22 protein-coding genes and 2 tRNA genes are annotated in these 23,789 nt (G+C 46.1%); all 24 read left to right on the forward strand.

All coding sequences use genetic code 11. The annotated features are described in order from the left end of the window. The first annotated feature begins 4 nt into the window (after positions 1 to 4). The 24 genes from ridA (at position 5) to ftsH (ending at position 23,717) form a co-directional block, all read left to right on the forward strand. Positions 5 to 382 (forward strand): 2-iminobutanoate/2-iminopropanoate deaminase, encoded by a 378-nt coding sequence (gene ridA / locus MHB78_RS00330; protein WP_046131789.1) that lies wholly within the window; start codon positions 5 to 7, stop codon positions 380 to 382. A 179-nt stretch (positions 383 to 561) separates the two neighbouring features. Beyond that, on the forward strand, positions 562 to 855 hold the full coding sequence (gene spoVG, locus MHB78_RS00335) for a septation regulator SpoVG (RefSeq protein ID WP_006640390.1): 294 nt from the start codon (positions 562 to 564) through the stop codon (positions 853 to 855). Between the two features lie 315 nt (positions 856 to 1,170). Then, the gene (gene glmU / locus MHB78_RS00340) at positions 1,171 to 2,541 is read left to right on the forward strand and encodes a bifunctional UDP-N-acetylglucosamine diphosphorylase/glucosamine-1-phosphate N-acetyltransferase GlmU (RefSeq protein WP_046131790.1); all 1,371 of its coding nucleotides are present in this window, start codon (positions 1,171 to 1,173) and stop codon (positions 2,539 to 2,541) included. Between the two features lie 21 nt (positions 2,542 to 2,562). After that, positions 2,563 to 3,516, forward strand: a complete 954-nt coding sequence (locus tag MHB78_RS00345; protein ID WP_046131791.1) for a ribose-phosphate diphosphokinase — start codon at positions 2,563 to 2,565, stop codon at positions 3,514 to 3,516. An 80-nt stretch (positions 3,517 to 3,596) separates the two neighbouring features. Further along, positions 3,597 to 4,223 carry a 50S ribosomal protein L25/general stress protein Ctc gene (locus MHB78_RS00350; protein ID WP_046131792.1) on the forward strand — a complete coding sequence of 209 codons (627 nt, stop codon included), beginning with the start codon at positions 3,597 to 3,599 and terminating at the stop codon, positions 4,221 to 4,223. 114 nt (positions 4,224 to 4,337) lie between these two features. Continuing rightward, the gene (gene pth / locus MHB78_RS00355; protein ID WP_046131793.1) at positions 4,338 to 4,904 is read left to right on the forward strand and encodes an aminoacyl-tRNA hydrolase; all 567 of its coding nucleotides are present in this window, start codon (positions 4,338 to 4,340) and stop codon (positions 4,902 to 4,904) included. Positions 4,905 to 4,961: 57 nt separating this feature from the next. Further along, positions 4,962 to 5,192, forward strand: coding sequence for an anti-sigma-F factor Fin family protein (locus MHB78_RS00360; protein ID WP_046131794.1), 231 nt, complete (start codon positions 4,962 to 4,964; stop codon positions 5,190 to 5,192). 64 nt (positions 5,193 to 5,256) lie between these two features. Next, positions 5,257 to 8,790 carry a transcription-repair coupling factor gene (gene mfd / locus MHB78_RS00365; protein ID WP_046131795.1) on the forward strand — a complete coding sequence of 1,178 codons (3,534 nt, stop codon included), beginning with the start codon at positions 5,257 to 5,259 and terminating at the stop codon, positions 8,788 to 8,790. 135 nt (positions 8,791 to 8,925) lie between these two features. Next, on the forward strand, positions 8,926 to 9,462 hold the full coding sequence (gene spoVT, locus MHB78_RS00370) for a stage V sporulation protein T (RefSeq protein WP_046131796.1): 537 nt from the start codon (positions 8,926 to 8,928) through the stop codon (positions 9,460 to 9,462). Positions 9,463 to 9,639: 177 nt separating this feature from the next. After that, on the forward strand, positions 9,640 to 11,199 hold the full coding sequence (locus MHB78_RS00375; protein WP_065894140.1) for a polysaccharide biosynthesis protein: 1,560 nt from the start codon (positions 9,640 to 9,642) through the stop codon (positions 11,197 to 11,199). Between the two features lie 21 nt (positions 11,200 to 11,220). Further along, entirely contained in the window at positions 11,221 to 12,690 is a 1,470-nt protein-coding gene (mazG, locus tag MHB78_RS00380; RefSeq protein WP_046131798.1) for a nucleoside triphosphate pyrophosphohydrolase, read from the forward strand. A gap of 5 nt (positions 12,691 to 12,695) precedes the next feature. Then, complete coding sequence (locus MHB78_RS00385; protein WP_046131799.1) at positions 12,696 to 12,959, forward strand: RNA-binding S4 domain-containing protein; 264 nt, start codon at positions 12,696 to 12,698, stop codon at positions 12,957 to 12,959. A 75-nt stretch (positions 12,960 to 13,034) separates the two neighbouring features. Next, positions 13,035 to 13,343, forward strand: a complete 309-nt coding sequence (gene yabP, locus MHB78_RS00390; RefSeq protein ID WP_046131800.1) for a sporulation protein YabP — start codon at positions 13,035 to 13,037, stop codon at positions 13,341 to 13,343. Further along, positions 13,340 to 13,966 carry a spore cortex biosynthesis protein YabQ gene (yabQ, locus tag MHB78_RS00395; RefSeq protein WP_046131801.1) on the forward strand — a complete coding sequence of 209 codons (627 nt, stop codon included), beginning with the start codon at positions 13,340 to 13,342 and terminating at the stop codon, positions 13,964 to 13,966. The genes yabP and yabQ overlap by 4 nt, the downstream gene beginning before the upstream one ends. Before the next feature lie 17 nt (positions 13,967 to 13,983). Next, a complete protein-coding gene (locus MHB78_RS00400; RefSeq protein WP_046131802.1) occupies positions 13,984 to 14,361 on the forward strand; it encodes a septum formation initiator family protein in 378 nt (125 codons plus the stop codon). Positions 14,362 to 14,440: 79 nt separating this feature from the next. Further along, positions 14,441 to 14,827: a S1 domain-containing RNA-binding protein gene (locus MHB78_RS00405; protein WP_006640405.1), complete on the forward strand. Its 387-nt coding sequence runs from the start codon at positions 14,441 to 14,443 to the stop codon at positions 14,825 to 14,827. Positions 14,828 to 14,980: 153 nt separating this feature from the next. After that, positions 14,981 to 15,054: transfer RNA gene (locus MHB78_RS00410), tRNA-Met, on the forward strand. 10 nt (positions 15,055 to 15,064) lie between these two features. Continuing rightward, positions 15,065 to 15,136: transfer RNA gene (locus tag MHB78_RS00415), tRNA-Glu, on the forward strand. 220 nt (positions 15,137 to 15,356) lie between these two features. Beyond that, the gene (gene spoIIE / locus MHB78_RS00420) at positions 15,357 to 17,846 is read left to right on the forward strand and encodes a stage II sporulation protein E (RefSeq protein WP_046131803.1); all 2,490 of its coding nucleotides are present in this window, start codon (positions 15,357 to 15,359) and stop codon (positions 17,844 to 17,846) included. A 71-nt stretch (positions 17,847 to 17,917) separates the two neighbouring features. Continuing rightward, positions 17,918 to 18,655, forward strand: coding sequence for a VWA domain-containing protein (locus tag MHB78_RS00425; RefSeq protein WP_046131804.1), 738 nt, complete (start codon positions 17,918 to 17,920; stop codon positions 18,653 to 18,655). Next, positions 18,621 to 19,658 (forward strand): serine/threonine protein kinase, encoded by a 1,038-nt coding sequence (locus tag MHB78_RS00430; RefSeq protein ID WP_046131805.1) that lies wholly within the window; start codon positions 18,621 to 18,623, stop codon positions 19,656 to 19,658. The genes MHB78_RS00425 and MHB78_RS00430 overlap by 35 nt, the downstream gene beginning before the upstream one ends. A gap of 100 nt (positions 19,659 to 19,758) precedes the next feature. Then, complete coding sequence (gene tilS / locus MHB78_RS00435; RefSeq protein ID WP_046131806.1) at positions 19,759 to 21,189, forward strand: tRNA lysidine(34) synthetase TilS; 1,431 nt, start codon at positions 19,759 to 19,761, stop codon at positions 21,187 to 21,189. Further along, positions 21,173 to 21,712 carry a hypoxanthine phosphoribosyltransferase gene (gene hpt / locus MHB78_RS00440; protein WP_046131807.1) on the forward strand — a complete coding sequence of 180 codons (540 nt, stop codon included), beginning with the start codon at positions 21,173 to 21,175 and terminating at the stop codon, positions 21,710 to 21,712. The genes tilS and hpt overlap by 17 nt, the downstream gene beginning before the upstream one ends. 85 nt (positions 21,713 to 21,797) lie before the next feature. Next, complete coding sequence (gene ftsH / locus MHB78_RS00445; protein WP_046131808.1) at positions 21,798 to 23,717, forward strand: ATP-dependent zinc metalloprotease FtsH; 1,920 nt, start codon at positions 21,798 to 21,800, stop codon at positions 23,715 to 23,717. Positions 23,718 to 23,789 lie beyond the last annotated feature (72 nt).

Below are 23,789 nucleotides of genomic sequence, written 5' to 3' on the forward strand. Positions count from 1 at the left end.
TGAGATGACAAAAGTTGTTCAGACAAAAGAAGCGCCGGAAGCAATCGGACCGTATTCGCAGGGGATTATTGTCAATAACATGTTTTACAGCTCAGGGCAAATTCCTTTGACTCCGTCCGGCGAAATGGTAAACGGGGATATTACCGAACAGACGCACCAGGTGTTCCGCAATTTAAAAGCCGTCCTAAAGGAAGCGGGAGCTTCGCTTGAAACAGTCGTAAAAGCGACAGTGTTTTTGGCGGATATGAATCAATTTGCAGAGGTTAACGAGGTGTACGGCCAGTATTTCGATACGCATAAACCGGCGCGGTCATGCGTTGAGGTGGCTCGGCTGCCGAAAGATGCGCTCGTTGAAATAGAAGTTATTGCCCTCGTGAAATAGGATTTTTTTTAAAAAGATGATTTTGGTTTACAAGATCATCTTTTTTTGTTTGGTATTTGACAATTCTGTGTGTTTTTATTCCAATATTGCAAAAATATTTTTAAATATGCAGGAAAACAAAAAAAACCGTTGAATAGTTAAACTAATGTTTTTATATTGGGAAAAGGTGGTGAACTACTGTGGAAGTTACCGACGTAAGATTACGCCGCGTGAATACCGATGGTCGCATGAGAGCGATTGCATCCATCACGCTGGATCACGAATTTGTAGTCCATGACATTCGTGTAATTGATGGAAACAATGGTCTTTTCGTTGCGATGCCAAGTAAGCGTACACCTGATGGAGAGTTTCGTGATATCGCTCATCCAATCAACTCAAGCACCCGCGGAAAAATTCAGGACGCGGTGTTAAATGAATATCACCGTTTAGGTGAAGTTGAGGAAATAGAATATGAAGAAGCTGGAGCTTCTTAAAAAGAGGGCTTATGGAAGCCCTTTTTATTTTGCAAAAAAATGATGGTATGATAACAAAATGACAATATATGGTTGATTGCAGCATATATCAGTAAATGGGGAAAAAGAACAGGCGAATATCGGCATTCCGACAAGAGCGGCCCAGGAACGGAAACTGCGGGGCATATGACGCACAGCAGGCGGGTTCCAAATATGATCAAAACCATCCATAATTTGTCTGGACAATTTGCTGATTTCTCATTTGGGCTTGCTTGAAATCAACTCATATTTAAGATATATTTTTCTATGGATAATAGGGATAATGGAGGCCAATAAATGGATAAGCGGTTTGCAGTTGTATTAGCAGCTGGTCAAGGAACAAGAATGAAATCAAAGTTGTATAAAGTTCTTCATCCTGTTTGCGGAAAGCCGATGGTCGAGCATGTAGTCGATGAAGCTCTTAAGCTATCATTGGCCAAACTTGTCACAATTGTCGGGCACGGCGCGGAAGATGTCAAAAAGCAGCTCGGGGAAAAGAGCGAGTACGCTCTTCAGGCTTCACAGCTCGGCACGGCGCACGCTGTGAAGCAGGCCAAATCGATTCTTGCCGGCGAAAAAGGAACGACGATCGTGATTTGCGGGGATACGCCGCTGTTAACGGCTGAAACAATGGAAGCCATGCTCCGGGAGCATCAGGAAAAAGGGGCAAAGGTGACCATTTTAACGGCGATTGCAGAGGATCCGACAGGCTACGGGCGGATCATCCGCAATGAAAACGGAGATGTTGCGAAAATTGTCGAGCATAAAGATGCGACAGATGAGGAACGGCTTGTCAAAGAAATCAACACAGGCACCTACTGTTTTGATAATGAAGCTCTTTTCCGGACGATCGAGCAGGTGTCCAATGACAATGTCCAAGGGGAATACTACCTTCCTGACGTTATTGAAATCCTCAAAAATCAAGGTGAAACTGTTGCCGCTTATCAGACTGATAACTTCCAAGAAACGCTCGGAGTCAACGACAGAGTCGCTCTTTCTCAAGCTGAAAAGTACATGAAGCAGCGCATCAATAAACGCCATATGCAAAATGGCGTGAGCTTAATCGACCCCGATAACACGTATATTTCTCCGGAGGCCGTCATCGGCCGGGATACGGTCATTTATCCTGGAACCGTCATCAAAGGCCGGGTGGTGATCGGCGAGGATACGGTTATCGGCCAAAACAGCGAGCTGGAAAACAGTACGATCGGCAGCAGGACGGTCATTAAACAATCCGTGGTTGTAGACAGCGAAATCGGCGACGACGTAACGATCGGCCCGTTTGCCCATATCAGACCTGATTCGAAAATCGGCAATGAGGTCAGAATCGGAAATTTCGTAGAAGTGAAGAAAGCTGAATTCGGAGATCGAAGCAAAGCCTCTCATTTAAGCTACATAGGGGATGCGGAAATTGGTTCGGATGTGAATCTTGGCTGCGGTTCGATTACCGTTAATTATGATGGGAAAAATAAGTTCATGACTAAGGTTGAAGACGGTGCTTTTGTCGGCTGCAACTCAAATCTGATTGCACCTGTTACGATCGGCAAGGGCGCCTACGTGGCAGCCGGTTCCACCATTACCGACGATGTACCAGGCCAAGCTTTGTCCATTGCCAGGGCAAGACAGGTCAACAAGGAAGACTACGTTAAGAATATACACAAAAAATAATCCTAAAATCGGAGGTTTACCATGTCTAATCAATATGAAGACGACAATTTGAAGATTTTTTCTTTAAACTCAAATCCGGATCTTGCGGCGGAAATCGCGGAGATCGTCGGAGTAGAGCTGGGAAAGTGTTCTGTTAAACGTTTTAGCGACGGTGAAGTGCAAATCAATATCGAAGAGAGCATCCGCGGCTGTGACTGCTATGTCATTCAATCGACGAGCGCTCCGGTTAACGAGAATATCATGGAGCTGTTGATTATGGTTGATGCATTGAAACGCGCGTCCGCTAAAACGATTAATATCGTGATGCCTTATTACGGCTATGCCCGTCAGGACAGAAAAGCGCGGGCCCGTGAGCCGATCACTGCTAAGCTGGTGGCGAATCTGCTTGAAACAGCCGGCGCTACCCGGGTGATCGCACTTGATTTGCATGCCCCGCAAATTCAAGGTTTCTTTGATATACCGATTGATCATTTAATGGGTGTTCCGATTTTAGGAAGTTATTTTGAACAGAAAAATTTGAATGATATTGTTATCGTATCTCCTGACCACGGCGGGGTTACGCGGGCGCGCAAGCTGGCCGACCGTCTCAAAGCGCCGATCGCAATTATCGACAAACGCCGTCCGAAGCCGAATGTGGCTGAAGTCATGAACATCATCGGACATATTGAAGGAAAAACCGCTATTTTAATCGATGATATCATCGATACAGCAGGAACGATCACGCTTGCGGCAAATGCGCTTGTCGAAAGCGGCGCATCCGAAGTATACGCCTGCTGCACGCATCCCGTTCTTTCAGGTCCGGCGATTGAAAGAATCAAAAACTCCAAAATTAAAGAGCTTGTCGTGACAAACAGCATCGAGCTTCCGGAAGAAAAGAAAATCGAGAAATTCAAGCAGCTTTCCGTTGCTCCGCTGCTCGCAGAAGCGATTATCCGCGTACACGAGAAGCAATCTGTCAGCTTCCTGTTCGATTAATTTGCTGATTCTGGTTTAAAGTTTTGTCGTTATGGGTATGGTTTTAGAAAAACCAATCTTACGATAGGATGGTGCTGGATATGGCAATCTTAAAAGCGGAAGAAAGAACAGGCTCCAAGCGCTCTTCTTTAAGAAAGATCCGGCTGTCGGGATTTGTGCCGGGTGTCGTATACGGAAAAGATTTAGAGAACAAGTCTGTTTCGCTGGATAGTGTCAAGCTTTTAAAAATTTTGCGCGATGAGGGAAAAAACACGATTATCAATCTGGATGTAAACGGTGAGCAGTACCCGGTCATGGTGACTGAAGTTCAGACGGATCCGTTGAAAGATTCGATTGTCCATGCCGATTTCAAGGTGGTTGATATGGAAGCCGAAATGGAAGCAGCCGTTCCCGTGAATCTGACGGGAGAAGCTGAAGGAATCAAGCAGGGAGGCGTCCTTCAGCAGCCGCTTTACGAGCTGTCTGTTACAGCCAAGCCGCAGAACATTCCCCAAGCCATTGAAGCGGACATTTCACACCTTGAAGTGAACGATGTATTAACTGTCGGCGATATCAGGCCGGCAGGCGATTATTCATTCAACCATGAACCGGATGAAGTCGTCGCATCCATACTCCCTCCTCAAAAGCAAGAGGAAACAGAAGCCGAATCAGCAGCCCAGGAAGTTGAGGAACCAGAAGAAAGCAATGAAGAGGAAAAAAATGAATAAATGCTTAAGACGTAATCCTCCCGCGGTTACGTCTTTTGTGCTAGAATGAGGGGAATTAAGGACGCTCCCCCTCATGGCTGGTGAGGAAGGGTTTTGATTAAGGGAGGAAATAGAATGCTTGTGTTTGCAGGTTTGGGCAACCCGGGTAAAACGTACGAAAATACGAGACACAACGTCGGTTTCATGGCGATTGACGAGCTTTCAAAGGAATGGGATATTGCCCTTGATAAAACAAAATTTCACGGACAGTACGGAATCGGATTTGTTTCCGGCAAAAAGGTTCTACTTGTTAAGCCGCTTACATATATGAACTTATCGGGAGAATGTTTGAGGCCTCTTTTGGACTACTATGAGGTCCCGATTGAAAATATGAAAGTGATTTATGATGATTTGGATCTTCCAACCGGAAAAATCCGTCTCAGGACAAAAGGAAGCGCCGGAGGGCACAACGGGATTAAATCGATGATTCAGCATCTTGGGACATCTGATTTTAACAGGATCAGAGTCGGGATCGGCCGTCCTGTAAACGGAATGAAAATCGTCGATTATGTCCTTGGCGCTTTTACGGACGAAGAGGAGCCGGCCATTCGGGAAGCCGTTCAAAAAACGGTTAAGGCCTGTGAAGCTTCTTTGGAAAAACCTTTTTTGGAAGTTATGAATGAATATAACGCAAAGGTATAAGCCGAACGGGAGCGGATCATACTAGTCTTAAAAAGACTGGTTATTGGAGGTTCCCGTATGGCATTGCATTATTACTGCCGCCATTGCGGCGTTAAAGTAGGAAGTCTTGACCATTCTTACGTCAACAGCAAACAATTGGGTTTTGACCACTTAACAAATGAGGAAAGAAACGATATGATTTCTTATATGGATAATGGGGATTTACACGTAAAGACGATATGTGAAGATTGTCAGGAAGCGTTAGAAAGAAATCCGGATTATCATCAATATCGGTCGTTTATTCAATAAAAAGCTTTGGTGTAGAAACTAGACCAAAGCATTTTTCTATTTGAGGAAGAGAGGAGGGGCTCATTTGAATAATATTCAATCCTTTATTACAAAAAGCGATGATTTTAAATCCATCGTCAACGGTTTGAACGAAGGGCTGAAAGAACAGCTGCTTGCGGGGCTCTCCGGATCTGCACGGTCATTATTTACAGCCGCTTTTTCAAAAGAAACAAACCGTCCGTTATTTTTGATTACGCATAACCTTTATCAAGCTCAAAAAATCACAGACGATTTAACAGGACTGATAAAAGATCAGTCTGTCCTTTTATATCCTGTCAATGAATTAATCTCATCCGAAATTGCGGTTGCGAGCCCTGAACTGCGTTCACAAAGGCTGGACGTTTTGAATAGGCTTTCAAGCGGTGAAACGCCGATCGTTGTTGCACCTGCGGCTGCCGTCAGAAGAATGCTGCCCCCTGTGGACATATGGAAAAGCAGCCAGATTCACTTAAAAACGGGGCGGGACATCGATCCGGAAAAGCTCATTCAAACCCTTGTCCAAATCGGATACGAACGTACCGATATGGTGGCGGCTCCTGGTGAATTCAGCATTCGCGGGGGCATTATCGACGTGTATTCATTGACTGAGGACAATCCGATCCGGATTGAGCTGTTTGATACCGAGATCGATTCCATCCGTACGTTCAGCTCAGATGACCAGCGTTCGTTGGAAACGCGCGATGAGGTGACGATCGGGCCCGCCAAAGAATTGATCGTGCGTGAAGAAGACCGGAAACGGGCTCTCGAGAAGCTGGAAAAAGGCCTTGCTGACAGCCTGAAAAAGCTGAAGCTTGATAAACAAAAAGAAATCCTCAATCAAAACATCGAGGAGGATAAAGAACGGCTTACAGAAGGCAACATCGGCCAGGAAATGGTTAAATACCTTTCGTATTTCTATGAAAAGCCTGCTAGTTTGCTAGATTATTTTCCGTCTCATACATTGCTTATTTTAGACGAAGTCAGCCGCATTCACGAAATGGAAGAACAGCTGCAAAAGGAAGAGGCCGAATGGATCACGAGCCTTCTTGAAGAAGGCAAGATTCTTCATGACATCTCGATGTCATTTCCTTTTCACAGCCTCATGGCAAAACAGCCCCGCCCGATTTTGTACTATTCGCTGTTTTTAAGGCATGTTCAGCATACAAGCCCGCAAAACATCGTGAATGTTTCAAGCAAACAAATGCAAAGTTTTCACGGGCAGATGAATGTGCTCAAAAACGAGATCGAACGGTTTAAAAAATCCAAATATACGACAGTTTTTCTTGGGGACAGCCGGGAACGCGCCGAAAAACTTGCATCCGTCCTGGAAGATTATGAGATAGAAGCTGCCCAAGCCGATGAAAATACAGCGCTCGCACAAGGCCAGATTTATATCATGGAAGGCGGCCTACAAACGGGCTTCGAGCTTCCATTGATGAAGCTTGCCGTCATCACGGAGGAAGAACTCTTTAAAAAGCGCGTGAAAAAGCAAGCGCGCAAACAAAAAATGACGAATGCGGAGAGAATTAAGAGCTACTCGGAGCTGCAAATCGGCGACTATGTCGTTCACGTCAACCACGGAATCGGTAAATATCTGGGTATTGAAACGCTTGAAATCAACGGAATCCACAAGGATTATTTAAATATTCACTACCAGGGAAGCGATAAGCTTTACGTGCCTGTCGATCAAATTGACCAGGTGCAGAAATACGTCGGTTCGGAAGGAAAAGAACCAAAGCTGTACAAATTGGGAGGAAGCGAGTGGAAGCGGGTCAAGAAAAAGGTGGAATCGTCCGTTCAAGATATCGCTGACGACTTGATCAAGCTTTATGCAGAGCGGGAAGCGAGCAAAGGATACGCGTTTTCTCCCGATCACGAAATGCAGCGCGAATTTGAAGCGGCTTTTCCTTATCAGGAAACTGAGGATCAGCTCAGATCGATTCACGAAATTAAAAAAGATATGGAAAGAGAACGCCCGATGGATCGGCTGCTTTGCGGCGATGTCGGCTACGGCAAGACGGAGGTGGCCATCAGAGCCGCTTTTAAAGCAGTCGCTGACGGCAAGCAGGTTGCCATCCTTGTGCCGACCACGATTTTAGCCCAGCAGCATTATGAAACGATATTGGAGCGTTTTCAAGATTATCCGGTCACAATCGGCCTGCTCAGCCGCTTCCGCACGCGGAAAGAATCGTCGGAAACGATCAAAGGCTTGAAAAACGGCACGGTCGATATCGTGATCGGAACCCACAGGCTTTTATCAAAGGATGTCGTGTACAAGGATCTCGGTTTGCTCATCATTGATGAGGAACAAAGGTTCGGTGTTACGCATAAAGAAAAAATCAAACGGATTAAAGCGAATGTCGACGTTTTGACTTTAACGGCGACACCGATACCGAGAACCCTTCATATGTCCATGCTCGGCGTCAGGGATTTGTCGGTCATCGAAACGCCTCCGGAAAACCGTTTTCCTGTTCAGACGTATGTTGTCGAATACAACGGCGCCTTGGTAAGGGAAGCGATCGAGCGCGAGCTTGCCAGGGGAGGACAGGTATACTTTCTGTACAACCGCGTCGAGGACATCGAAAGAAAAGCGGAGGAAATTTCGATGCTTGTCCCCGATGCAAAGGTGACGTATGCCCACGGCAAAATGACGGAAAATGAACTCGAATCCGTCATGCTCAACTTTTTGGAGGGAGAATCCGATGTTCTCGTCAGTACGACGATTATCGAGACAGGCGTCGATATTCCGAACGTCAATACGTTGATCGTGCATGACGCCGACAAAATGGGGCTTTCACAGCTTTATCAGCTAAGGGGACGCGTCGGACGCTCCAACCGGGTCGCATATGCTTACTTTACGTATCGAAAAGACAAAGTTCTGACCGAAGTGGCGGAAAAAAGGCTTCAGGCTATTAAAGAATTTACAGAACTTGGATCAGGCTTTAAAATCGCCATGCGCGACTTGACGATCCGCGGAGCCGGAAACCTGCTCGGTGCACAGCAGCACGGCTTCATTGATTCCGTCGGCTTTGATTTATACTCGCAAATGCTCAAGGAAGCGATCGAAGCGCGCAAGGGAGACACGGCGCAAATCGAACGCTTTGAGCCGGAAATCGATTTGGAGCTTGACGCCTATATTCCGCAATCGTATGTCACGGACGGCAAGCAGAAAATAGATATGTATAAACGCTTCAGAGCCATTGGAACGATTGAAGAAAAAGATGAGCTTCAAGATGAAATGATCGACCGCTTTGGCGAATATCCGAAGGAAGTTGAATATTTATTTGCCATCGCGGAAATGAAAGTATACGCCATAAAAGAGCGCGTCGAGCTGATCAAACAGGATAAAGACGCCGTCAGACTGACGATCGACGAGAAGGCGAGCGCCGAGATTGACGGACAAAAGCTGTTTGAGCTTGGCAGCAAATACGGCAGGCAGATCGGCCTCGGGATGGAAGGCAAAAAGCTGAAAATCTCGATACAAGTTAAAAACCGCAAGCCGGAAGAATGGCTCGAAACATTGCTGGATATTCTCAAAGGACTGGAAAACGTCAAGAAACAAACGATCGCTTCATCGTAAAAATTTGTTGTTTCTCACGTATATTACATTTGATGTGACGGATACTAAAATCAATCAAGAGTGGAGAGTGTTAGTAAATACACAGCTCTGTTTTATCCACCAGATATATCATCAAATGAAAGAGAGGCAGCACAGATGAAAGCAACTGGTATCGTACGTCGAATTGATGATTTGGGGCGGGTCGTCATTCCCAAAGAAATAAGAAGAACACTACGCATTCGCGAAGGAGACCCTCTGGAGATTTTTGTCGACCGCGATGGCGAGGTTATTTTAAAAAAATATTCTCCTATCAGCGAACTTGGAGATTTTGCGAAGGAGTACGCAGACGCCCTTTATGACAGCATGGGCCATTCCGTCTTGATTTGCGACAGGGATGTGTTTATTGCTGTGTCAGGAAGCTCTAAAAAAGACTATTTAAATAAATCGATCAGCGATATGGTTGAAAAAGCAATGGATCAGCGCAACTCTGTCCTGGAAGGGGATGCGAAAACGATTCAGCTTATTGATGGGATTGACGAGGAAGTCGCTTCATATACAATTGGTCCGATCGTTGCGAACGGTGATCCGATCGGAGCCGTTGTCATTTTTTCAAAAGACCAGTCGATTGGTGAAGTGGAACATAAGGCAGTTGAAACTGCCGCAGGTTTTTTAGCGCGCCAAATGGAACAATAGGTCTCATTCCTTTTCCTTTGTCATTCCTGATAAAGCGGAATGCCGAAACAACCAACTGGAACAGCACACCTTCGGGCTGTTCTTTTTTTAATTAAAGGTGAATAATGCGGGATGTGGTATAATAAGCTCGTTTCGTTGTGTTTTTCTAAAGAGAAACACATTGAAAGGAGCTTGCAGATGAGCTTTTCAAACGTCCAAAGCAGACGGCTTTGGCAAGGCGCCTTTGTGTTATCATTGGTGGGAATTCTATCGAAAATATTGAGCGCTGTCTACAGAGTGCCATTTCAAAACATAGTGGGAGATGTCGGTTTTTATATTTTTCAGCAAGTGTATCCGATGATTGGGATTTCGGTAATGCTTGCGACATCAGGCTTTCCCGTTATTATCTCGAAGCTTTTGAATGATTTTGGAGCAGGAAGCCAAACAAAAATTCTTCGCGTATCCATGCTGTTTATATCCGTCGTCGGCATTAGCTTTTTTCTTCTCCTTTTTAACGGAGCGAAAGGAATTGCCGGTCTGATGGGCGATCCAGGCCTCGCCGAGGTTATTCGCGCCGTCTCGTATTCATATTTGCTGCTTCCGTTCGTCTCTTTATTCCGGGGATATTTTCAAGGAAACGAGCTCATGCTGCCGACGGCATTTTCTCAAATCGGAGAACAAATGTTCCGTGTTGCTGCGATTCTCTATTTTACATGGTGGCTGATCAAGAATGGCCATTCTTTATATGACGCCGGTGCCGGGGCTGCCTTTGGATCTCTGGTCGGAGGCCTTACGGCGTTTTTGATATTGGCGGTGTTTTGGGTCAAGGGGGAAAGGAATCTGCCTGACGTACGGGCCGGTATCAGCACGACGGCCATTTTAAAACAGCTTTGCCTGTATACGGTCGCCATCTGTGTCACAAGTCTTATGATGATTCTCATCCAGCTTGTAGATGCGCTGAACTTATATTCCCTGCTTGCCGGTCAAGGCATCGGTGAGGTTGAGGCGAAGCACACAAAAGGCGTTTATGACAGGGGACAGCCGCTCCTGCAGCTTGGAACCGTTTTTGCGGCGAGCATTTCGACGGCTCTCGTCCCGTCCCTTACGAAAGCGAAGAAACAGCAGGAGATGACGGAAGTTCGGGAAAAAACGCGGTATTCCTTAAAAATGAGCCTGGTCATCGGAATCGGGGCAGCGGCAGGTCTCATTTGCATTTTGGAACCGGTGAACACCATGCTGTTTAAAAACAGCGAGGGAACGGCGTCGCTTCAAATCTTCAGCGTGTCGATCTTTTTTGCATCGCTTGCCATGACGATAACCGCCGTTTTGCAGGGTCTCGGAGATACCTTTTTTCCGGCTGCCTCCGTTTTATCAGGATTTTTCCTCAAGGCTGTTCTGAATGTGATGCTGATTCCCGCCTTCGGGATCTCCGGAGCAGCATCAGCGACTGTGATGTCGTTTGCAGCTGTTGCGGGACTCAACCTTTTCCGTCTGAACAGGAAGGGCCTGTTCAAGCTTTCGGATTATAGAATTGCCGGAATGGCCGTCTCCGCCTTGATCATGTCTGCCGTATTATTGATTTGGCTGTACGCGTTTGAAGCAGTGATCCCGCAAGAAAGCAGATGGGTATCGGCGGTTGAAAGCATGACTGCCGTTTTCATCGGCGGGGGAGCCTATTTGTTCAGCATCTTAAAATGTCGCGTGTTTACGGAGAAAGAACTTGAGCTTGTGCCTTTTGTAAGCAAGCTGTTGAGATAAAAAAAGAAAGGGGCGGCGAACATGGCAGGTAAAATAACCGTTATCGGCCTCGGGGCGGGCGACATGAACCAGTTAACCCTCGGCGTTTACAAACGTCTTACCCGGGCAGAGACGCTTTATGTCAGGACGAAAGACCATCCTTTAATAGAAGAGTTGAAAAACGAAATACCGAAGATTCATTTCTTTGATGATGTGTATGAAAAGCACGACCAATTTGAAGAGGTGTACGAGGAAATCGCTGAGGCGCTTTTTCGGGAGGCGCAGCACCAGGACGTGCTTTACGCCGTGCCGGGACATCCGTTTGTAGCCGAAAAAACCGTTCAGCTTTTGCTTGATAAACAACATCTTCATCAGGTTGAGGTAGCGGTGGAGGGGGGCCACAGTTTTCTTGATGCGACGTTCAACGCCCTGAAGATCGACCCGATCGAAGGATTCCAATTCGTTGACGCCGTCGGATTTTCGGCAGACGAAATCGAGCTTCGGCATCATTTGATCATTTGCCAGGTCTATGATCAAATGACGGCTTCGGAGGTGAAGCTTACATTGATGGAGAAGCTTCCCGACGATTATGAAGTCGTCATTGTAACGGCGGCCGGAAGCAGCATGGAAGAGATCCGAAGGGTGCCTCTTTATGAGCTGGATAGGAGTGTCGGCATCACCAATTTGACGAGCGTTTATGTTCCGCCCGTCAAAGACGAAGCTTTGCTGTATCAAGAATTTTCGGCTTTCCGCCGCGTTATCCGGGAATTGCGCGGGCCTGAGGGCTGTCCTTGGGACCGGAAACAAACTCACCAATCGCTGAAAAAATACTTAATAGAAGAATGCTATGAAGTGCTTGAAGCGATCGATGAAGATGATCCGGACCATCTCGCTGAAGAACTCGGAGATGTCCTGCTGCAAGTTCTTCTCCATGCGCAGATTGGAGAAGACGACGGCCTTTTTACCATCGACGATGTTATTTTCGGCATTACCGAAAAAATGATCAGAAGACATCCGCATGTCTTCGGAGATATCTCTGTACGCAATGAGGCTGACGTCATGGCGAACTGGGAAGAGATTAAAAAACAAGAAAAACAGGAAGTTGAAAAATCGATTCTTGACGGCATTCCGAAGCCGCTGCCGGCTCTCTCAAGAGCAAACCAGCTTCAGAAAAAGGCCGCTAAGGTCGGGTTTGACTGGTCTGACGTGAAAGATATGTGGAACAAAGTCAATGAAGAAATGAAAGAATTTTCTTTCGAAGTGTCCGAAGCCGAATCTCACAGCGAGAAAATGAAGGAAGAATTCGGCGACCTTTTATTTGCCCTCGTCAACATCGGCCGCTACTATAAAATTGAACCCGAAGAAGCGCTTGCGATGACCAACTCCAAGTTTTACAGACGGTTCACGTATATTGAACAATCGGCCAAGCGTTCCGATAAAGATCTTGAAAGCATGACGCTGGAGGAAATGGACGAACTTTGGAATAAAGCGAAAGACATGGAAAGGGGATGATAGCCATGAGGCTTGACAAATTTCTCAAAGTATCAAGACTGATTAAAAGGCGCACACTGGCAAAAGAAGTGGCTGATCAGGGCAGGATCACGATCAACGGCCACCAGGCGAAAGCGAGCACTGACGTAAAAGAAGGAGACGAGCTAGAGGTCCGCTTCGGCCAGAAACTTGTAACCGTTAAAGTAAATGAATTGAAGGATACGACGAAAAAGGAAGAAGCGGCAAATATGTACACCGTGCTGAAAGAGGAAAAACTCGGAGGAGAATAGGCTTGTTCTAAAAAAATCCCCTCTCTCATACAATGCAGTAACGAATCTAAGTATGAGGATATGGGGGATGAATCGATGAGTTTATATTACGATCAGCACAACCCTTCCGGCGGGTCATCTGTTCCTGAACATAACGTGATGATGAAAGGCCGCAAGCTGTTAGATATTTCCGGTGTCAAACAGGTCGAGAGTTTTGACAATGAGGAGTTTTTGCTTGATACCGTCATGGGGATGCTTGCGGTCAGAGGCGAAAACTTACAGATGAAGAATCTGGATGTAGAAAAAGGCGTTGTTTCCATTAAAGGAAGAGTGCTTGATCTCGTCTATTTGGATGAGCAGCAAGGGGAGAAAGCTAAAGGATTTTTTAGCAAGTTGTTTAAATGACGCTGACCACACAGTTCTACACGATGCTGGCCATGGCCGGAATGGGGACATGGCTGGGCGCTTCCCTTGATACTTACACTCGTTTTGTGGTTCGCCCGAAAACGGCAAGGTGGCTCTTGTTCATTCACGACCTGCTGTTTTGGATGGTACAAGGTCTCCTGTTTTTCTACGTTCTCCTTAGCGTGAATGAAGGCGAATTCCGCACCTATATTTTTTTAGCCGTCCTTTTAGGTTTTGCCGCATATCAAAGCCTTTTTAAGCGAGTCTACATCAAAATCCTGGAATGGACGATCGCGTTCTTCGTCTTCATCTACAGAATGCTCACAAAAATGATGCAGATGATGCTGTTCCGTCCCGTAGTGTGGACGATTCATGCCATTTTTGCGATTGTTCTGTTAACGTTGAAATATATCTATGTTCTTTTTCGATTTTTTGCGGTATGTTTATATAAGATTATAAAAATTGCCGGTTACCCGCTCTATTTTATTATCCGCCAATGCTTCAGGCTCCTTCCTGTCCGCATTAGGCAGGCATTGAAGCGCTTTTTTCAAAAGGGAGCAGGAATTTTCAAAAAAGGAAAGAAACTATTCATAACAATCAAAACGAAATTTTCGAAAAAGTGAAGGGAGGCCGTCTGATATTGAACGATTTTAAGAAACGCAATATATCTCAGATACAGAATGAGTATAAAGAACAAATGGAACGGAAACAGCAGTATTTAAAAAGAAAAAGACGCGGTCTATACAGACGGTTGACGGTGTTTGGAGCTGTCGTGCTGCTGGCGGCGATCGTGTTTGCCGGGTCGCTATGGTCGCAGGCGTCCGATATCAATGCAAAGGAAGCGAAAAAAGCGCAGCTTTTGAAAGAATTGGATAAGCTGGAAGCAAAAAAATCCGATCTGAAGGATGAGATTGTCAAGCTGAAGGACGAGGACTACGTCGCTGAGCTTGCCAGAAAGGATTACTACCTGTCAAAGAACGGCGAGATCATCTTCAAGTTTGACGAGAAGAGCAAGTAGCCTTGTTGACACTTAATTTTTTCTTTATGTATAATTAAACAAATGATCTTTTTTAAGTCTAAGGAGGAGCACTTTTTTTATGTCGATTGAAGTTGGCAGCAAGTTGCAAGGGAAAGTAACAGGTATTACAAATTTTGGAGCGTTTGTTGAATTGCCTGGAGGATCAACAGGTCTTGTTCATATTAGTGAAGTCGCCGATAATTACGTGAAGGACATTAATGATCATCTGAAGGTCGGAGATCAAGTAGAAGTGAAAGTCATCAACGTAGAAAAAGATGGAAAGATCGGCTTGTCCATCAAAAAGGCTGTAGACCGTCCTCAATCAAGACCTAGAAATGATTTCCGCTCTAAAGAAACGTTTGAACAGAAAATGAATAAGTTCTTGAAAGATAGTGAAGATCGCTTATCGTCTCTAAAACGCAACACGGAATCAAAACGTGGAGGGCGCGGAGCAAGAAGAGGTTAACTTGCTGCTTTCTATATAAACGAAAGGCATTCGTCTTATCCCAACGGATGCCTTTTTATTTTTTGGAAAAAATTTTATTCAATTTTCTATTGACGGAGCGAATAAACCTTTGTATTATAGAACTTGTGCGTTAAAAGAACAAATTGAATACATGGCGGTGTAGCTCAGCTGGCTAGAGCGTACGGTTCATACCCGTGAGGTCGGGGGTTCGATCCCCTCCGCCGCTACTTTTATGAAGGCCCGTTGGTCAAGTGGTTAAGACACCGCCCTTTCACGGCGGTAACACGGGTTCGAATCCCGTACGGGTCATCGCGAAAACCGGTTTCACATGGAAACCGGTTTTTTTGTTGCTTAAAAGATAGCTGAATCTGCAAAATAGCAAGAATGAACTCGACTTACCAAGAGAGATTGAAGCTTTCTACAGAAACCGTCGAAGAGTTCTTTCGAATCGTTACCTTCTTTTGACAAAATCCTATTTCATCTTTCGTTATAATGGCAAGCAATGAATAATCCAGTGGGAGATGAGAGCATGGAAAAAGCGGAAAGAAGAGTTAACAGCCCGATGGCGGGGCCTCTTGTTCAAAAAATGTATGCATGGTTCGGCAAAATGACAAAGCTCATGATGCAGCACTTGTATTCGCTCTTTTTTTATAAAGGGCTGATTTATATGGTCATCGGTTTTTTATTGGGACGAGCCTTCATTTTGTCAGAGGTGATTCCCTTTGCTCTTCCATTTTTCGGAGCAATGCTTTTGATCAAAAAGGACAAGTCCCTCATGGCATGTCTGGCGCTGCTGGCGGGCGCATTAAGCATATCCCCGCAGCATTCCCTGTTCGTTCTCGCGGCGCTTGTATCATTTGCGGTATGCTCAAAAATGACCTCTCTTATTATAAAAGACCGTGTCAGGACATTGCCTGTCGTCGTTTTTTTGGCGATGGCGCTGACAAGGTGCGGCTTTGTTTACGCTCAATACGGAACGGTCTCAGGCTATCATTACATTATGGCGTTTGTCGAAGCCGGATTATCGTTTATTTTAACGCTGATTTTTTTGCAAAGCCTGCCGATCGTTACATCTAAACGGGCGAAGCATTCATTGAAAATCGAAGAGATCATTTGCTTTATGATTTTAATTGCATCTGTTCTCACCGGGCTTACGGGGGTTTCGTTTCAAGGCATGCAGGCTGAACTGATATTGGCCCGCTATGTCGTGCTAACTTTCTCGTTTATCGGCGGAGCCAGCATCGGCTGTACAGTAGGGGTTGTGACCGGGCTGATTCTCAGCCTCTCGAATATCGGAAACCTATACCAGATGAGCCTGCTCGCCTTTTCCGGACTGCTCGGCGGCCTGCTGAAAGAGGGGAAAAAAGCGGGAGCGGCGGTCGGCCTGCTGATCGGCTCTTTGCTGATTTCCCTTTACGGCGGGGGCTCGGCCGAGCTTGTACCGACGCTGTATGAATCGCTGATCGCGATCGGGCTGTTTCTGCTAACACCCCAGTCGATTACAAAAAAAGTGGCCAAGCATATTCCGGGAACGACGGAGCATGCGCAGGAGCAGCAGCAATACGCGAGAAAAATCCGCGATGTCACGGCTCAAAAAGTTGATCAGTTTTCAAGCGTATTTCATGCTTTATCTGACAGTTTTTCTACCTTTTACCATACCGTTTCAGAGGATGAAGTGAAAGAGAAGGAAATCGATTTGTTTTTAAGCGCCGTGACGGAACATTCCTGTCAATCATGCTATAAGAAAAATAAATGCTGGGTGCAGAACTTTGATAAAACATATGATTTAATGAAGCGGGTTATGCAAGAAACGGAAGAAAAGCAATATTATAAAAACCGCAAGCTGAAAAAAGAATTTCACCAGCACTGTTCAAAATCAAAACAGGTTGAAGCGTTGATAGAGGACGAGCTGACTCATTTTAGAGCCAATCAGGCTTTAAAACAAAAGGTTGATGACAGCAGGCGGCTTGTTGCCGAGCAGCTTCTCGGCGTTTCTCAGGTGATGGCCGACTTTTCTCGGGAAATAAAAAGGGAAAGGGAACAGCATTTCATCCAGGAAGAACAAATCAGGGAAGCGCTCCAGCATTTCGGCGTTGAAATTCAGCAAGTTGAAATTTACTGCCTTGATCAAGGAAACATTGACATCGAAATGAGCATTCCGTTTTGCAACGGGCACGGGGAATGCGAAAAAATCATTGCGCCGATGCTTTCCGATATTCTTGAAGAGCAAATTATCGTCAAGGCAGAACAATGTGCCGGCCATCCAAACGGATACTGCCATGTCGCCTTCGGCTCAGCGAAATCGTACCGCGTGACAACGGGTGCAGCCCATGCGGCAAAAGGCGGCGGCCTTGTCTCCGGCGACAGCTACAATATGATGGAACTCGGAGCCGGCAAGTATGCCGCGGCCATCAGCGACGGCATGGGAAACGGCGCAAGAGCGCACTTTGAAAGCAATGAGACGATTAAGCTTCTGGAGAAAATCCTTCAGTCGGGCATTGACGAAAAAGTCGCGATTAAGACGATAAACAGCATCCTGTCGTTAAGAACGACCGACGAAATTTACTCGACGCTGGATTTATCGATCATCGACCTCCAGGATGCAAGCTGCAAGTTTTTAAAAATCGGTTCAACGCCGAGCTTTATTAAGAGAGCGGATCAAATCATCAAAGTCCAGGCGAGCAATTTGCCGATCGGCATTATTTCCGAGTTTGACGTTGACGTCGTCAGCGAACAGCTAAAAGCCGGTGACATTTTGATCATGATGAGCGACGGCATTTTTGAAGGACCGAGGCATGTGGAAAACCACGATCTCTGGATGAAAAGGAAGTTGAAGTCGCTCAAAACCGAAGACCCTCAGGAAATCGCAGATTTAATCATGGAAGAGGTGATCCGGACGAGATCGGGGCTCATCGAGGACGATATGACGGTGATCGTCATCAGAATAGACCATAATACGCCGAAGTGGGCTTCAATTCCTGCACCTGCTTTTTTTCAAAAGAACCAAGAGATTTCTTAGCATTCGTATAAATCAGATTTCTTCTGGCGATGATGGAATTAAATAGATATCTTTGTCCAGGAGGAATCGCAATGAAAAAGGGGCACTTAAATCAAATCCTGCTGATTACCGACGGCTGTTCAAACCGCGGTGAAGATCCGCAGGCCATGGCAGCCTTTGCAAAAGAGCAGGGAATAACCGTGAATGTCATCGGAATTATGGAAGAGAATACAATGGATCAAGAAGCAATGAAGGAAGTCGAAGGCATCGCACTCGCCGGAGGCGGCGTTCATCAGGTGGTGTATGCGTCACAGCTGTCACAGACGGTGCAGATGGTCACGAAAAAAGCAATGACCCAAACACTCCAAGGCGTTGTGAACAATGAGCTCAAACAGATTCTCGGAAAACATGCAGAAATGGATGAACTGCCTCCGGATAAACGCGGCGAGGTTATGGAGGTCGTTGATGAACTTGGAGAAACCGTTCATTTACACGTCCTTGTGCTTGTCGACACGAGCGCCAGCATGAACCCGAAGCTGCCGACGGTCAAAGAGGCTTTAATCGATCTGTCCATCAGTCTGAATTCCCGGATCGGCGAAAACGAATTTGCGATGTTTATATTTCCCGGGAAAAAACAAGAGGTCGAACTCGTGCTTGATTGGACGCCAAAGTTTGAATCCCTTTCCTCAATATTTTCGAAGCTTGCCGCCGGGGGCATTACGCCGACAGGGCCGGCAATCCGGGAAGCGATTCAGCATTTTAAAAAAATCGGCTCGAGAAGGAGCATGTTAGAAGATGATGAAAGACGCTTCAACGAGTTTGGCGGGTAATCTAAAGCCGGGTTCAACCATTGTTGGAAAGTGGAACAATCATTCCTATAAGATCATCAGACAGCTTGGAAAAGGGGCTAATGGCGTTGTTTATCTGGCCGATTCCAAAGGAGGCCGCGTGGCGTTGAAAGTAAGCGAAGACAGCCTATCGATTACCTCGGAAGTGAATGTTCTCAAATCTTTCTCAAAGGCCCAGGCAAGAGCAATGGGGCCTTCTTTTTTTGACGTGGACGATATGCATGTATCCGGCACCGGCAAAAAACTTTCATTTTATGTCATGGAATATATAGAGGGTCCGCTTCTTTTGCGTTATATCGCCGAAAAAGGGGAAGAGTGGATTCCTGTATTGATCAGCCAGCTTCTGTCCAATTTATCCATCATCCATCGCGAAGGGTGGGTATTTGGAGATTTAAAACCTGAAAATCTGATCGTAACGGGGTCCCCCGCAAGAATCCGCTGCATCGATGTCGGGGGAACGACAAAGAAAGGCCGGGCAATAAAGGAATACACCGAGTTTTTTGACAGGGGGTATTGGGCGTGCGGGACACGTAAGGCCGAACCTTCGTATGATTTGTTTTCCGTTGCGATGATCATGATAAATTGCGCGGTGAAAAAAGAATTCAAAAAAACCGGAAATCCGATGGGCCAGCTTCTTTCAGTCATCGACAGCCATCCGTTTTTAAAAGCATACAAAACGGTTCTGGTATCGGCTTTTAAAGGAGCATACAAAACGGCTGATGACATGAAGAAGGGCCTGCTTGAGGCCGGCCGCCCCGACGGCAGCGAAAGCCGGCGTTCATCAAGAACCGGATATGCTTCTTCTGTGTCGGCTCCGCCGAATGGCGCGGCACAAAGGAGACCGGCCGTGTCGCGTCAGCAGATGAGAAGCGGCCGTAAACTGAAAAGGAAGAGCCGGAAATCCGGGGGCATCTTTGAAACATTGCTGATTGTCGTCAGCGTCCTCGCTCTCTATTTTGCGTATATCGTCCTCTTTTTTATGTGAGCAGATGATCCGGCGATAGCTCTTCTTTGCAGGGAATGATTGAAAGTGTTAGGATATTTATATCTTTTGAAATACAGCCTGCTTTTAGTGGGAGGACATCGTGAAAAGTATTGAAGAGTTTATGAAAAAAAACGATCTGTCTTTTGACGAAGCGACGATCATTGCCGGGGTCTCCGGAGGACCTGATTCGATGGCTCTGCTTCATGCGTTGAAATATACGATTCCTGCTTCAGCGACACTGATTGCCGCACACGTCGATCATATGTTCAGAGGCGCTGAGTCTGAACAGGACATGCGGTTTGTACAGGGATTTTGCGAAGCAGAGGGCATTCTTTGCGAGGCGCTGCAGATTAACGTTCAAAAGTATGCAGCCGAAAAAAATCTCAACAAACAGGCGGCGGCAAGGGAAGTGCGCTTTCGCTTCTTTAAAGACCTGATGGAAAAGCATCGTGCGGAATATTTGGCCCTCGCTCATCATGGAGATGATCAAATCGAGACGATGCTGATGAAGTTGGCGAAGGGAACCGTCGGTTTAGGACTAGCCGGCATCCGGCCAAAGCGGCGATTTGGAGAGGGGTGGCTGATCAGGCCGTTTCTCGGTCTTTCCAAGAAAGACATTTTGGATTACTGCAAGGCGAATCATGTACCGTTTAGAACAGATCCGAGCAATGATAAAGATGATTATACGCGGAACAGGTTCCGGCATCATGTTCTCCCTTTCTTGAAGGCGGAGTCGGAAGATGTCCATAAGCGTTTTCAAACAGTCGGCGATTCATTGGCTGAAGATGAAATATACTTACAGGCATTAACGAAAGATAAAATGAATACAGTAATCACAGACAAGTCAAGTTCCAGCGTCACGATCAGCGCTGAGCGGCTTCTTGAACTGCCTTTGCCTTTACAAAGAAGAGGAGTTCAACTAATATTAAACTATCTTTATGAAAACGTTCCATCTGCGTTTTCAGCCCATCATATTAAAGTCTTTCTGGATTGGATTTCAAAAAAAGATCCGTCCGGTTCGCTTGATTTTCCAAATGGGTTAAAAGTGGTCAAATCTTATCATACATGTTTGTTTACATTTCACCCGTTGCAATGTGAAAATATTTCCTATCATTATGAAATAAATGGAGCAGACGAAGAAGACCTGATGCTTCCGGGCGGCTCCTCCCTTCATGTGTCAAGACAAGGCAAAGACCTTGCGTTGAGAGGAAATGATGTTTTCGCAACAAGTCCCAGGCAGGTTCATTTCCCCCTTTATGTGCGGACAAGGCAAAAAGGGGACAGAATCAAACTTAAAGGGATGAACGGCTCAAAAAAGGTAAAAGATATATTTATTGATGAAAAAGTGCCTCTTGCGAAAAGAGACAGCTGGCCCATTGTGACAGACGCGGAAGGAAGGATTATCTGGATACCGGGTCTGAAAAAAACCGATTTTGAGGAACTTGATGTTACAAACAATGATCGCATTGTATTACAATATAGACAGCATGAAAAGTGTAGGGGGCTAGCAAAGAATGAAACACGATATTGAGAATATTTTGATCTCCGAGGATGAGATCCAGCAGAAAGTCAAGGAGCTCGGCGCGTCCTTAACGGAAGAGTATAGCGGCAAGTTCCCGCTGGCCATCGGTGTATTGAAGGGGGCCATGCCATTTATGGCTGACCTTATCAAGCATATTGATACTTATTTGGAAATGGATTTCATGGATGTATCAAGCTACGGCAATTCCACGGTATCTTCCGGAGAGGTTAAAATCATTAAGGATTTGGATACGTCTGTAGAGGGCCGTGACATCTTGATTATTGAAGACATCATCGACAGTGGGCTGACTTTGAGTTATCTTGTAGAGCTCTTCCGATACCGCAAGGCGAAGTCGATTAAGATTGTTACCCTTCTTGATAAACCGAGCGGGCGCAAGGCGGATATCAAAGCGGACTACGTCGGTTTTGAGGTTCCGGATGCTTTCGTTGTAGGATACGGTCTTGACTATGCGGAACGATACCGCAATTTGCCGTACATCGGAGTGCTAAAACCGGCGGTTTATGAAAGCTGATTGGGTAAGGGATATCTGTTGTATTGGAACGATTTTCTATGATACTATTGAACATAGTTGTGCTTACTGTGGGAGGAGGTAAGGAATGAATCGGGTCTTCCGTAATACCATTTTTTATTTACTTATTTTATTAGTTGTGATCGGAGTTGTGAGCTACTTCCAAACCGCAAATCCGAAAACCGAAAATATGACGTACAGTGACTTTGTTTCAAACCTTGAAAACGGGAAGGTTACTAATGTTTCCATGCAGCCTGTGAGAGGTGTGTATGAGGTCAGAGGGCAGCTGAAAAATTATGCCAAAGACCAGTATTTCCTGACCCATGTACCTGAAGGAAGCGGGGCAGACCAGATTGTTGCCGACGCTAAGAAAATGAAGGTGCTAGTTGAACCTGCTCAGGAAACGAGCGGATGGGTGACCTTCTTTACCACCATAATCCCTTTTGTTATTATCTTCATTCTTTTCTTCTTCCTGCTTAATCAGGCTCAAGGCGGCGGTAGCCGTGTCATGAACTTTGGTAAAAGCAAGGCGAAGCTCTATACCGAAGAAAAGAAACGCGTCAAATTTAAAGATGTGGCAGGAGCGGATGAGGAGAAGCAAGAGCTGGTAGAAGTCGTTGACTTCCTGAAAGATCCGCGCAAATTCGTTGAGCTCGGAGCGAGAATTCCGAAAGGCGTGCTTTTAGTCGGACCTCCGGGAACCGGTAAAACATTGTTGGCGAAAGCTTGTGCGGGTGAAGCGGGCGTGCCTTTCTTCAGCATAAGCGGATCAGACTTCGTTGAAATGTTCGTCGGGGTCGGTGCATCCCGTGTGCGCGACTTGTTTGAAAATGCAAAGAAAAATGCGCCTTGTCTGATTTTCATCGATGAAATTGATGCCGTCGGACGCCAGCGGGGAGCCGGCCTTGGCGGCGGTCACGATGAACGTGAACAAACGCTGAACCAGCTGCTTGTTGAAATGGACGGATTCAGCGCCAATGAAGGGATCATTATTATCGCTGCGACAAACCGCGCCGATATCCTAGACCCTGCATTGCTGCGCCCGGGACGCTTTGACCGTCAAATCACGGTTGACCGTCCGGATGTTAAAGGACGTGAAGCTGTCCTGAAAGTACACGCGAGAAATAAACCGCTTGATGAATCGGTAAACTTAAAAGCGATTGCGATGAGAACGCCTGGATTCTCAGGCGCGGACCTTGAGAACCTTCTCAATGAAGCTGCTCTTGTAGCGGCCCGTCATGACAAAAAGAAAATCGACATGACTGACATTGATGAGGCGACAGACCGTGTCATTGCAGGTCCTGCCAAGAAAAGCAGGGTTATTTCCAAAAAAGAACGCAATATCGTGGCATATCACGAAGCGGGTCACACCGTCATCGGCCTGGTGCTGGACGAAGCCGATATGGTGCACAAAGTAACGATCGTTCCCCGCGGCCAAGCGGGCGGTTATGCCGTCATGCTGCCTAGGGAAGACCGTTATTTCCAAACGAAGCCGGAGCTTCTTGATAAAATCGTCGGCCTGCTTGGAGGACGCGTATCTGAAGAGATTATCTTCGGTGAAGTCAGCACGGGAGCCCATAACGACTTCCAGCGCGCTACGAACATTGCAAGACGGATGGTAACGGAATTCGGTATGTCCGAAAAACTTGGTCCGCTTCAGTTTGGACAGTCGCAAGGCGGCCAGGTATTCTTAGGCCGCGACTTCAACAATGACCAAAACTACAGCGATGCGATCGCGTACGAAATCGATAAGGAAATTCAGCGTATCATTAAAGAATGTTATGAACGCGCGAAAGAGATCCTGACCGAGAAACGCGAAAAACTTGAATTGATCGCCCAAACATTGCTGGAAGTTGAAACGCTCGATGCTGAGCAAATCAAGCATCTGTACGAAAACGGAAGACTTCCTGACAGCGATGTTTCAGCTGATCATGAGAAAACAGATGATGTGAAAGTGAACATCAACAAACGAGAAGATCAAGAGAAAAAAGAGGATGAAAAAGAGTAACCGGCTCGCTTTCCATTCTTGAAAGAAAAACTGCCAAACATTGCTTTTGGCAGTTTTTTTGTTTTTCGTTCG

The sequence above is a fragment of the Bacillus sp. FSL K6-0138 genome, from assembly GCF_037982765.1.
Classification (GTDB): Bacteria; Bacillota; Bacilli; order Bacillales; family Bacillaceae; genus Bacillus; species Bacillus glycinifermentans.